Source organism: Actinomadura sp. KC345, assembly GCF_004348515.1.
Classification (GTDB): Bacteria; Actinomycetota; Actinomycetes; order Streptosporangiales; family Streptosporangiaceae; genus Spirillospora.
On sequence record NZ_SMKH01000272.1, the window covers coordinates 1 to 10,485 of the forward strand.

Below are 10,485 nucleotides of genomic sequence, written 5' to 3' on the forward strand. Positions count from 1 at the left end.
CCGCCGCCCCGAGGATGCCCCGCCGCGCCGCCGACCGGTTCGGCCAGCGGCGTGGACGGGCTGTCGGCCAGGCCGTATCCGTCGCCCCGCGGGGAGAACACCACGTCGCCGGGCCCCAGCGGCACCGGCTCGGCGGAATCCTCGATCAGCCAGCACCAGCCCTGGAGGACCACCAGCAGACCGGCGGTGCCCGGCTGGTCGGGGAAGCGCACGCCCCACGGCGCCTGCCACTCCACCCGCGCGCCGCCGGGGCGCCCGATCCGGACGGCGGAGATCACGTCACTCAGGATGTCCATCGCACTGGGAGTCTACATATCCCGAGTGACTGAGACGCTCGCGTATAAATCAGCGCCGATCACACATTCATCAATCCTCTTCGCCTTCCTAGGCTGCGGATCGTGAACGGAAACCCGAGTGAGACGAGGAGTGGATGACGGTGCGCGACGACGAGATCGCGGCGGCGGCGCGGCGGTGGATCGGCGCGAACGCGCACGCGCTGGCGGCCACCGAGCCCGGCGAACCCCTCACCGACCTGGAACCGCTCGCGGCGATGGCGGCCGGCGCGGAGGTCGTCGGCATCGGCGAGACGACCCGCGCGGGGCATGAGGTGGTGGCGCTGGGGCACCGCGTGCTGCGCCTCCTGGTCGGGGACCTGGGCATCCGCGTCCTGGCGATCCAGGACGACGAGACGGCGGTCGAGAGCCTGGACGCCTACATCCGCACCGGCGAGGGCGACCCCCGCGAGGCGCTGGCGGGGCTGTGGGTGCCCTGGCGCACCCGGGAGATGCTCGACGTGGTGCGCTGGGCACGGTCGTTCAACGAACGGCACCCCTCGGACCCGCTCCGGGTGATCGGGCTGGACGCCCCGTCGGCGCGGCCGGAGCACTATCGCGCCGTCATCGACCACGTGGCCGGCGCGGGCGGGCACCGGCTCGCCGAGCTTCGCGACCACTACGACACCATCGTGACCGCCCACGAGGTGCCCGAGCACGTGCAGCGGGCACGGGGGACGCATCCCGGCCGCCCCTTCGCCGAGCGCGCCCGGGACGCCTACGACCTGGTGGCGTCGCTTCCGCACACGGACTCCGTCCTGGAGCGGGCTCGGCTCATCGTGGACTTCCACAGCGGCGGCTTCGCCGCGGGAGGCTTCGACTACGCCGCCGTCCGGCGCCGCTCCGTGGAGGCGATGACCTCGCTCCTGCGGGACGGAACGAAGATCGCCTACTGGGAGGGCCTGTCGTTCACCGCGAACGCGGCCCGGCTGGAGCCCGTGGCCCTCCTGGAGCCCTTCCAGAGCGTGGGCAACGAGCTGCGCCGCCGCCTGGGCGCCGGATACCTCTCCCTGCTGATCGGATTCGGCCACGGGGATGTGAGCGGCCTCCACCCGGGGCAGCGCGTTCCGGCGCCGATGGCCGGCTCCGCCGACGCCGAACTGGCCGCGGCGGGCCCGGACCTGTATCTGCTCGACCTGCACGCCCCGCGCCCCGGCGCGGTGGCCGCATGGCTGCGGGGGCCGCGCGGACTGCGGGTCATCGGCGGGATCTACGACGCGGCCGCCGACTCCGGCCACTACCTGACCACGGGTCGGCTCGACGAGTGGTTCGACGCGGTGCTGCATGTACGCACCCTCACTCCGACATCCCTGCTGTGAACCGCGCACATACACAACGATCAGGAGCGATTCATGTCCACGACCATGCGCACGACCGTGGCCGTCGTCGGCGGGGGCTACGGCGGCATCGCCGTCGCCAAGGCGCTCGACGACGCCGCGGACGTCGTCCTCATCGAACCCCGGGACACCTTCGTCCACAACGTCGCCGCGCTCCGCGGCCTCACCGATCCGCGCTGGACGGACCGGCTGTTCATCCCCTATGACCGGCTGCTCAGCCGCGGCAGGGTGATCCGTGACAGGGCGGTGCGGGTGGACGCCGCGTCCGTCACGCTTGCCTCCGGAACGCGGGTCGACGCCGATTACATCGTTTTGGCGACCGGTTCGGCCTACCCCTTCCCGGCCAAGACCGGTACCGCCGACAGCGCCACCGCCAAGGAGCGGTACCACGCCGCCCGCAAGGCCCTGGCCGACGCGGACGGCGTCCTGCTGGTCGGCGGGGGACCCGTCGGACTCGAGCTGGCCGGGGAGATCAAGGCGGTGTGGCCGGGCAAGGCGGTGACCATCGTCACCCGGGACCGGGACATCGTCCCCGGCGACTACCCGGACGAGTTCAGGGCCGAACTGCGCCGCCAGCTCGACGCGATGGGGGTCCGCGTCGTCCTGGGCGCACGGCTGCGCGAGGACCCGCCGTCCGCCGCCGGCGAGGCCGGGACCTTCACCGCGATCCTGGACTCCGGGGAGCGGGTCATCGCCGGCATCTGGTTCCCCTGCTTCGGTGCCTCACCCGTCACCGGTTACCTGGCCGGCGACCCGGCGTCCGCCCGGCAGGACGACGGCCGTCTCACCGTCACCGCCGACCTGCGCCTGCCCGGCCTGCCCAACGTGTTCGCCCTCGGCGACATCACCGCGATCCCGGAGGCCAAGCAGGCCGGCGCCGCGGCCGGTCACGCCACCGTGATCGCGTCCAACGTCCGCGCCCTCCTGGACGGCGAGGCCCTCACCGCCTACCGGCCCGGCCCGCCGGGGATCGTCCTCCCCCTGGGACCGGACGGAGGCGCCACCTACGCCCCCGGCTGGGAGGACCACGTGGACCCCGGCACCGCGGCGCAGATCAGGCGGCATGCGGAAGGCCGCGCGGACACGCTCCTCGACCTGGGCATCCTGGACGCGGCGATGACCTCCCAGATCAAGGGAGCGGACCTGATGGTCGGCGACTACGCCGCCCTCCTCGGGCAGGACGACCGGTGAGGGGCGCCGGCCTGCCGTGCCGCCGCGGGCTCGGAGGGTGACATCATCCACCAGAGCCTGGTCAGGGCGATACGGCGGAAAGGGCGGAGCGATGAAGTTCTCGGAGTACGAGCGCCTGGCGTTCGAGCGGCGGCCGGACGGGGTCCTGCTGATCACGATGGACCGGCCGGAGAAGTACAACGCCGCGGACGAGCGGATGCACACCGAGCTGGCGCGCGTCTGGACGGAGGTGTCGGCCGACCCGGAGACGAGGGTCGCGGTGGTCACCGGGGCGGGCAAGGCGTTCTCCGCCGGGGGAGACCTCGGCATGGTGGAGCGCATGACGGGCGACTACGACCGGGTGTCGCACATGCTGTCCGAGATGAGCGACCTCGTCTACAACATCGTCAACTGCGAGAAGCCGGTGGTGTCCGCGATCAACGGGGTCGCGGTCGGCGCCGGGACCGTGGTGGCGCTGATGGCCGACATCTCCATCTGCGCGCAGGACGCCCGGATCGGCGACGGCCATGTCAAGCTCGGCGTCGCCGCCGGGGACCACGCGGCGATCATCTGGCCGCTGCTGGTCGGCATGGCCAAGGCCCGCTACTACCTGATGACCGGGGAGATGGTCGACGGCGCCGAGGCCGAGCGGCTCGGGCTGGTCAGCAAGGCCGTCCCGCGCGAGGAGGTGCTGCCCGAGGCGCTGCGCGTCGCGGAGGTGCTGGCGACCGGCTCGCAGCCCGCGATCCGGCTGACCAAACGCGCGCTCAACGGCTGGCTGCGCATGGCCGGCCCAATCTTCGACCAGTCCGCCGCCTACGAGATGCTGACCTTCCTCGGCCCCGACGTCGTCGAGGGCGCCGCCGCCCTGCGCGACAAGCGCGAGCCCCGGTTCCCCTCCGCCCGGCCGCCGGGCGCGAGCGAGCGGAACGCTGACGAATAGGCTAGAGCCCACGTCCCCGCAGGTCCGGTGTGACCTGCGGGGACGCGCTACTTCGGGATCAGATGTCGTAGAACTGATGCCCGGGACTGGCGACCTCAGACGCTGTAATCTGCCGCAGTCCTGACCAGCGGGAGAGCGGTCCTCAGTGGTCGTTAGTGGTCACTCTGGGGCATCCTCCGACGGCCCATGGACGGCCCAGGGGAGGCCGGTCCTCTCACCCGACCGCCGTGTCCGCCAGTCCGTAGCAGTCAACGAGAACTCCGGAGAGGCGCGGCTCGGGGTACAGCTTTGTAGGATAGTCCCCGTGCCAGCACTCGAATGTCCACATTGTAATGCTTATGTCAACTTCGTCCAGGTTTGGACCGGCGAGACTGGTTTGAACGATCGAGGTAATAGGAAGCTTGTAGTCATGCAATGCGCAAATGAACACTGCAAGCGAACTATTGGAGCCCTGGTAAATGCCAGCAACGCGGCGCAAGTAAGCCAATTCTGGCCGACATCAGTTGGCGGTAAGAGTTTCCCTGACGTCCCTGGCGACATCGCAGAGACAGCGGACGAGGCGCACCGCTGCTATAGTATCCAGGCGTATCGAGCAGCAATGGCAATGGTCCGAGCTGTTATTGAAGCGACCGCGAAGAACAAAGGCATCACGTCAGGTAACTTGGAAAACAAAATTGATCAGCTAGCGTTGCAGGGGTTCATTCGTGAGGATGCCAAGGATGCCGCGCATGCTGTTCGCTTGGTGGGTAACGATGCGGCGCATGGTGACCTCGCAACCATGATACTGGATAAACCGGACGCTCTAGATGTACTTGATCTTATGGACGACATCTTGGACGAGGTTTTCCAGTCACCGGCAAAAGTGGCGAGAGTGAGAGCAAATCGTGCGGCACGTAAGGCGGCAGCGCAACAGTCAACACCAGGCTCACCTTAGTAGGGTGAGAGCCTCAGTAGAGTGCAATTGCATTAATGACGACCGCTGGGCCTGCTATGGAGGCGTGTACATCCTCGGCGGGAAGGTTCAGATCCAGCTGGTCAGCTAGATTTTTCACGATGTCGTCTACCTGGGTCATTAGTATGCGTCGCATCATGTGTTCCCAACCGTAAAGCAGCCACTCCTCAGCGCTAAGATACCCTTCATCGCCAGTAGGGATTAGCCTACTAATGCTGCCTAGTACGCGCATTTCGCTTTCAATCCTGTCGGCCGATGCTTCATCAATAAAGTGGTCCGGCCGTACGTTAACGTACACTTTTTGAGGCAAAGATGAGCCAGTGAGTTCCAGCAGGATCGGTACAGGCAAAAGCTCGTTGCGAAGATAAACCTGCTTCAATTGTTCAACAACTGGTACGTCTTCCACATCAAAATTGAAGATTGATTCCAGGTCGCCTTCTGCGGTATCCATGAGGCGTCGGAAAATGAAAAACATCTTGCCAGCCAGACTGGCTGCGGTGATACGTGCATTGCCCTCGATTTCAATTAGGTCGTCCTTATTGAACGCCGTGTTTCCGTCTGGATTTACTTTGATTGCGGCGTCGGCGATCAGTGCGTCAATCACTTTGCTGACGGTAGCTTTTTCGCGTGGCTTCAGACTGTAGGTCGATTGGTGTTCGACATCGGTGTCGGCAAGTTCATCCCCTGCTTTGTCTTGGACGCTTGCTTTTTCGTCACGGTGCCGCTTACTCACTGTCTTTTCAACGATCTCTGCTTGGCGGGGTACTTCGATATCGTAATACTCCGCCTGAGAGAGCAAGGTCTCGGTGTCGAGGTAGATAGGGGATCGCAGAGCCATGTGAGCAGTATCTCACTGGCATCAGTCCGGCAGAGGCAGAAAAGGACTGTTTTGGCCCAATTTTCTGACCGGTTTGGGCCAGCAGTACCAGGTGCGGTCGGCCCGACCCCCGGGTTGCTGTTTCCGTCTTCGTGTCGGCTCGTGACCTCTGATCGCCCTTCGCGCCTGACCGGCGCCGCCTGCGCTGTGTGAGGCCCGGTTACGTCCTCGCCTAAACGGTCACGGTGAGACCTAGACCGCAAGTATGCAGTGCGAGAGACTTGACGTATGGCCAAGCTGACCATGACACCAGGCCGATGGGACGAACTCACTGCACTGCTCCGGGATGAGGAGCGACTTCAGACCGAGTACCCCAAGGTGGCTGAGTACCTGGACATGTCGGCACGGTTGGCGGGGACCGGTGACAGTCAGGTCGATGCAGAGTTTGACTTGCGGTTTGTGCACTACATGACCGGTGGAAGCGCCGTCAGTTCTAACCCATACTGGGACATCGTTGAACCATTTGTATCCGAACATGAGCGCAGTCGAATGGTGAATGGCGGAAGTTTGGAAGGTAGTGCGCGCCTCGCCTTCGCGCAAATGCTCCTACAGGCATCCTATGCCTACGCGATACCCAGCCCACAAACCCTCGAATGGATCACGGGATTCTGCGGGTCTCTCCCGATTGTGGAACTTGGAGCCGGGCGGGGCTATTGGGCAGCCCAGTTGGCTCACTCGGGGCTGGCCGTTGAGGCGTATGACTCCGAGCCGCCGGACGAGACCACGAATACTTCATTCCCCAGCACGGCCGGTCAGGTAGACGTCTGGCATCCTGTCGGGGGCTTGAGCGAGTTCGCGACTCGTGCCCGGTCGGCGGATTACGTGTTGTTCCTCTGTTGGCCGCCTGGCTGGGGAGACAACATGGCGTCTGATGCGCTCACGCTGTTCGAGCACGCCGGGGGCGAACGACTTGTTTACATCGGAGAGCCAAAGGGCGGTAAGACGGGCAACGATGCTTTCTTTGACACTCTATCCGATCGTTGGAAACTGGAGTCAGTAGATCCACACTTCGTCTCTTGGTGGACAGACTCGGATGGTGCGCAGGGGTGGGTTCGCCGCTAAGCCAAGCATAACAAAGGGGGGTGCCGACATGCCCGGCGCCCCCCTTTGGTTCCTCTACTTGAGGGCCATGCGGAACACGAATGCGTCGTAACGGTCTCGGGGATACGACACGTCGGAAATCATGACGATTCTGTTGTCAGCGGACACGAACCGCTGGTGAACGGTCTTGACGAGATCACCGGGAGTAATCCGCAGCCACTCGGCATGCATCGCCGACGGTAGTTGGTCGGAGAGCGTCTCTTCTAGGAAGGCTGCCTCCGAAATGCCAGTGGAGTCGAAGGGGTGGTAGGTGTCCGAGATCGAGATTGGCCGCCCGTCCTCGGTCGCTCGGGTGATGACCTGGCAGATCTCTTCGCCGGCCAGGACGCCGAGGGCCTCCGCGAGTTCACTTGTGGCGGGGATCTGCTTCGTCTCGCGTTCTACTTGGATCTGTTGGTCGGACTCGTTCTGGAACGACTGCTCAGCGGTCTCCATCTGGCGTTCGGGAGACACGCGAACGAGGTTGGGGCGGTCGGCGACGAAGATCCCTCGCCGCCGCACGGACCGCACAAGCCCCTGACTCTGGAGGAGTTCGAGGGCCTTCCGCACCACGATGTCCGACACGCCGTTCTGCTGGGCGATCTCGGCGTAGCTCGGTAGCTGCGTGCCGGGTGGGAGCTGCCCACCGCGGATCCGTCGTGCGTACTCGCCCGCGATGCGGACGTAGGCCGGTTCTGCCACTGCGTGATCCCTTCGTGTGCTCTTCGCTGGCGCTTGACCAGCGTATACGCATCATCGTATACCTAGGTCTTGTGCGTATACGAAGCTACGTATACGCTGCCCTCAGTGGCCGCCCCGAACGGGGAGTCACAACAGCACTCCGAAGGCGATCAGGAGATTGCAGATGTTCCCTCAGAAGTCCAGCAGCATCCCGCAGTGGATCGCCGGTGTGGCGGTCATCATCTTCGCGATCAACAACCCCGAGAAGGCCGCTGACCTGGTCAACACGGTGGTTGACGCGATCATCACGTTCGCGAACGGCCTGGGCTGATCAGCGATGCCAGGGACGTTCTCGACCTCCGCGCGGCTTTCGGCGCCGAGCCACCAAGCACACCGCCGAGGGGTGCGCTCCGAACCGATCACGAACCCTTCGGAGGGCCGCATGTCTGTTGACCCGTCGTCACTGTCGCTGGTGGACCTGGTGACCGAACTGGGGGAGCGCGGCGACTGCCGGCACGACCCGGACCTGCACATGGGACCGGACGCGTTCGAGTCCGAGCCGCTCGCCGACCGGCTGGCCCGTCAGGACGTGGCCCGCGAGGTGTGCGAGGACTGCCCCGTGTGGGACCTGTGCCTGGACTACGCGCTGCGGATCCGCCCCAACTGGGGTGTGTGGGCGGGCTACCTGCCCCGTGAGCTGGCCGCGTTGCGCCGCGAGGTGCGGACCCTGCCCGCGCCCGACCTGGGTGAGGTGGCGTGATGCTCGGCGCTGACCCGACCGTGTTCCCGGCGGTTTTCGCCGCGCTGTACGCCGCGCACGAGGTGGGGGACCACTGGTTGCAGACGCACGGGCAGGCGTGCGGCAAGGGCGCGCTCGGCTGGCCCGGCCGCCTGCTGTGCGCGCGGCACGTGGCAACGCTGACAGCCGTCAAGGCCGCCGCCGTCGCCGTGGTGGCGCTGGTCCTTGCTCTGCCGGTCAACCCCTACGCCGTCGCGGTCGCGCTGGCCATCGATGCCGTCTCGCACTACTGGGCCGACCGGCGTTCCACCCTGCTGGCGCTGGCCGACTGGCTGGGCCGGACGGTGCTGCCGGGCAAGGGCGAGTTCGCCCGACTCGGTGACGGAGCCGCCGCGCCGACCGGTACCGGCGCCTACGCCCTGGATCAGTCCTGGCACGTCGGCTGGCTGTTCGCCGCGGCGCTGCTGGCTTCGCTGGGGGTGGCGTGATGACCGCGTGGGAGTGGATCCGGTTCGCGGCCTGGTGGCTGCTGGTGGGCAACTTCGCCGTGGTCGCGCTGACCCTGCTGGGGGTGGAGGTGTGGTGAGGATCCGCCTGACCGGCCGATTCGCCGAGGTCGACATGGCCGCCGCCCGCATCGCCGACGTGGTCACCGTGCTGGAGACCTCGCGTCCCTACCCGCGCCGCGGAAACTCGGCGCTGCTCTCGCTCTACCTCGAAACCATCTTGGACGCGCCCGCCGAGGGTGGGCCGATCACCCGTGACACCGACTCGGCGACCGATCGGGCCGCCTCCGACTCGCACTGACGACGTGTGCCCCGGGACGCCCGCACCGACCAAAGCACCGGCGCCCCGGGTCCTCCTCAAGGAAGGAACTTTCACGATGGCCGACAAGCCGACCTCCGGCAAGTCCTCGACGTGGCCGAACGGTGAGCCCAAGTCCGTCCGGGACGCCTACGACGCCAAGACCGGCAAGAAGAAGTGACCGCCGCCATGATGTTCATCTTCAACGACGCCGAGGACCGTGACCGCGCCTCCGATGGGGTGTCCCGATACGGGGTGTACCTGCGGCGGTACCCGAAGCTGTTCGCGTCCTGGGACGACGACGGCACGGTGACCGGCGACCCGGGCGCGTTCGCCGCCGCGGCGTGGCAGGTGGCCACGTCCCCGATCATGGCGCCGCCCTACCTGGACTGGACGGCCGAACGGGTCCAGTCGGTGACCCTCGCCGGCAGCGAGGACGGCGCCGGGCTGATCGCCCGTGTCCAGGTCGCATCGCCGGACCCGGCCGCGCTGGCCAGGGTGCGGGGGTTCGCCGGCTGGGACCGCGGCGACCGGTGGAACCGCGGCTACCACGTCCCCGGTGACGCCGAGGTGGCCCGCCGTCCGGCGATGCTGACCAGCACCCTGTTGCTGTTCCACCTCCCGACCGCCGACCTGTACGCCCCGGCCGACGCGCCCGACCGGCTGACCGTCACCGACGCCAAGGCGTCGGTGAAGCGGCTGGCCGCGCTGCTGGACGACCGGGTGGCGCCGGTGCTGGCCGCCCTCGATACGCCGGGGGTGGCCCGATGATCGCCGTCCTGCTGACGCTGGCCGCGCTGGCCGCCGCGGTGTGCTGGCTGTGCGCGTCCCCGGCCCGCCTGGCGCTTGCCGGTGGGGTGCTGCTGGTCACGCACCCGGCGCCGGCGATGGCCGTAACCGTCCTGGTGGTCGCCGGGGTGACGGTCGCTGGCGGGGTGCTGGCCTACCGGTCGCTGCGCGCCGAGGGCTGGCACCTGGTCACTGTCATCCGCCCCGGCCTGGCCCCGGTGGGAGGTGTGGCGTCATGACCCGCCGCCGTAGCTCCGCGAAGTTCTTCGACCCGGCCGGCGTCCGATACGGGATCCCCACGTGGCCGTGGCGGATGGCCCCGGCGCATCTGCGGACCCGCCGCCAGCTCGCTGCCGAGGGCCTGCATCCGGGCGGTCAGGACGTCGCCGGACAGGTGCTGTGGCACTCGCGCCGGTACAACGCCCCGGGTGGGGTGCGTGCCGCCTTCCTGTACGACGTGCGTCTCGCGCTCCCCAAGCGCACCCCGAGCGACCGGCAGCGCGTGGCGCTGGGCAAGGCGCTGGCCGCCCGCCGGGCCTGCCCGACTTGCCGACGCGACGCCGGTTACGTGCTGCCGCGCCACCTCGGCGAATGCCTGGACTGCGCTGCCGGGACGGAGGTGCACGCGGCATGAACACCGCCACGTCCACGCCGTTGCCCGCCGTCCCGTTCCCGGCCATCCCGGCTACGCCGCGTCGATCGCTGCGCACGGGTGCGGTCAAGCGCTGCCCGTCCTGCGCGGCGCCGCTGGACGGTGGCCCGGTCCAGTTCCGCTGTGAGG

15 protein-coding genes are annotated in these 10,485 nt (G+C 67.4%); 12 read left to right on the forward strand and 3 right to left on the reverse strand.

Annotation, left to right across the window (positions count from 1 at the left end):
- Positions 1–296 (reverse strand): cupin domain-containing protein (locus E1281_RS31610; RefSeq protein WP_131883378.1); only part of this gene is annotated, 296 nt, incomplete at its 3' end.
- A 134-nt stretch (positions 297–430) separates the two neighbouring features.
- Here E1281_RS31610 and E1281_RS31615 point away from each other — a divergent pair.
- The 4 genes from E1281_RS31615 (at position 431) to E1281_RS31630 (ending at position 4,716) form a co-directional block, all read left to right on the forward strand.
- Positions 431–1,651, forward strand: coding sequence for an erythromycin esterase family protein (locus E1281_RS31615; RefSeq protein ID WP_131883379.1), 1,221 nt, complete (start codon positions 431–433; stop codon positions 1,649–1,651).
- 33 nt (positions 1,652–1,684) lie between these two features.
- Complete coding sequence (locus E1281_RS31620) at positions 1,685–2,860, forward strand: FAD-dependent oxidoreductase (protein WP_207943599.1); 1,176 nt, start codon at positions 1,685–1,687, stop codon at positions 2,858–2,860.
- A gap of 91 nt (positions 2,861–2,951) precedes the next feature.
- Complete coding sequence (locus tag E1281_RS31625; protein ID WP_131883380.1) at positions 2,952–3,782, forward strand: enoyl-CoA hydratase/isomerase family protein; 831 nt, start codon at positions 2,952–2,954, stop codon at positions 3,780–3,782.
- Positions 3,783–4,086: 304 nt separating this feature from the next.
- Positions 4,087–4,716, forward strand: a complete 630-nt coding sequence (locus tag E1281_RS31630) for a DUF4145 domain-containing protein (RefSeq protein WP_207943600.1) — start codon at positions 4,087–4,089, stop codon at positions 4,714–4,716.
- Positions 4,717–4,729: 13 nt separating this feature from the next.
- Here the strand turns inward: E1281_RS31630 and E1281_RS31635 are convergent, their stop codons facing one another.
- Complete coding sequence (locus tag E1281_RS31635; RefSeq protein ID WP_131883381.1) at positions 4,730–5,572, reverse strand: hypothetical protein; 843 nt, start codon at positions 5,570–5,572, stop codon at positions 4,730–4,732.
- 267 nt (positions 5,573–5,839) lie between these two features.
- Between E1281_RS31635 and E1281_RS31640 the strand changes: the two genes are divergently transcribed.
- Positions 5,840–6,673 (forward strand): hypothetical protein, encoded by an 834-nt coding sequence (locus tag E1281_RS31640; RefSeq protein ID WP_131883382.1) that lies wholly within the window; start codon positions 5,840–5,842, stop codon positions 6,671–6,673.
- 54 nt (positions 6,674–6,727) lie between these two features.
- On the opposite strand, the gene E1281_RS31645 is transcribed toward E1281_RS31640, so the two are convergent.
- Entirely contained in the window at positions 6,728–7,393 is a 666-nt protein-coding gene (locus tag E1281_RS31645) for a GntR family transcriptional regulator (protein WP_131883383.1), read from the reverse strand.
- Positions 7,394–7,556: 163 nt separating this feature from the next.
- Here E1281_RS31645 and E1281_RS40670 point away from each other — a divergent pair, with 163 nt between their 5' ends.
- The 7 genes from E1281_RS40670 to E1281_RS31675 all read left to right on the forward strand — a co-directional run bounded on the left by E1281_RS40670 (position 7,557) and on the right by E1281_RS31675 (position 10,338).
- Positions 7,557–7,703: a hypothetical protein gene (locus E1281_RS40670; RefSeq protein ID WP_165959194.1), complete on the forward strand. Its 147-nt coding sequence runs from the start codon at positions 7,557–7,559 to the stop codon at positions 7,701–7,703.
- Between the two features lie 111 nt (positions 7,704–7,814).
- The gene (locus E1281_RS31650; protein ID WP_165959195.1) at positions 7,815–8,132 is read left to right on the forward strand and encodes a WhiB family transcriptional regulator; all 318 of its coding nucleotides are present in this window, start codon (positions 7,815–7,817) and stop codon (positions 8,130–8,132) included.
- Positions 8,132–8,599: a transcriptional regulator gene (locus E1281_RS31655; RefSeq protein ID WP_131883391.1), complete on the forward strand. Its 468-nt coding sequence runs from the start codon at positions 8,132–8,134 to the stop codon at positions 8,597–8,599. The genes E1281_RS31650 and E1281_RS31655 overlap by 1 nt, the downstream gene beginning before the upstream one ends.
- Before the next feature lie 94 nt (positions 8,600–8,693).
- Positions 8,694–8,918 carry a hypothetical protein gene (locus E1281_RS31660; RefSeq protein ID WP_131883385.1) on the forward strand — a complete coding sequence of 75 codons (225 nt, stop codon included), beginning with the start codon at positions 8,694–8,696 and terminating at the stop codon, positions 8,916–8,918.
- A 174-nt stretch (positions 8,919–9,092) separates the two neighbouring features.
- A complete protein-coding gene (locus tag E1281_RS31665; protein WP_131883386.1) occupies positions 9,093–9,686 on the forward strand; it encodes a hypothetical protein in 594 nt (197 codons plus the stop codon).
- Entirely contained in the window at positions 9,683–9,943 is a 261-nt protein-coding gene (locus E1281_RS31670) for a hypothetical protein (RefSeq protein ID WP_131883387.1), read from the forward strand. Before E1281_RS31665 ends, E1281_RS31670 begins: the two co-directional genes overlap by 4 nt.
- Positions 9,940–10,338, forward strand: a complete 399-nt coding sequence (locus E1281_RS31675) for an RRQRL motif-containing zinc-binding protein (RefSeq protein ID WP_131883388.1) — start codon at positions 9,940–9,942, stop codon at positions 10,336–10,338. The genes E1281_RS31670 and E1281_RS31675 overlap by 4 nt, the downstream gene beginning before the upstream one ends.
- Positions 10,339–10,485 lie beyond the last annotated feature (147 nt).

Excerpts from the sequence above, each read along its gene's own strand:
- E1281_RS31625 (WP_131883380.1), top strand. The coding sequence starts at position 2,952 with ATGAAGTTCTCGGAGTACGAGCGCCTGGCGTTCGAGCGGCGGCCGGAC.
- E1281_RS31650 (WP_165959195.1), top strand. The coding sequence starts at position 7,815 with ATGTCTGTTGACCCGTCGTCACTGTCGCTGGTGGACCTGGTGACCGAA.
- E1281_RS31675 (WP_131883388.1), top strand. The coding sequence starts at position 9,940 with ATGACCCGCCGCCGTAGCTCCGCGAAGTTCTTCGACCCGGCCGGCGTC.
- E1281_RS31670 (WP_131883387.1), top strand. The coding sequence starts at position 9,683 with ATGATCGCCGTCCTGCTGACGCTGGCCGCGCTGGCCGCCGCGGTGTGC.
- E1281_RS31615 (WP_131883379.1), top strand. The coding sequence starts at position 431 with ATGACGGTGCGCGACGACGAGATCGCGGCGGCGGCGCGGCGGTGGATC.
- E1281_RS31640 (WP_131883382.1), top strand. The coding sequence starts at position 5,840 with ATGGCCAAGCTGACCATGACACCAGGCCGATGGGACGAACTCACTGCA.
- E1281_RS31655 (WP_131883391.1), top strand. The coding sequence starts at position 8,132 with ATGCTCGGCGCTGACCCGACCGTGTTCCCGGCGGTTTTCGCCGCGCTG.
- E1281_RS31635 (WP_131883381.1), bottom strand. The coding sequence starts at position 5,572 with ATGGCTCTGCGATCCCCTATCTACCTCGACACCGAGACCTTGCTCTCT.
- E1281_RS40670 (WP_165959194.1), top strand. The coding sequence starts at position 7,557 with ATGTTCCCTCAGAAGTCCAGCAGCATCCCGCAGTGGATCGCCGGTGTG.
- E1281_RS31620 (WP_207943599.1), top strand. The coding sequence starts at position 1,685 with ATGTCCACGACCATGCGCACGACCGTGGCCGTCGTCGGCGGGGGCTAC.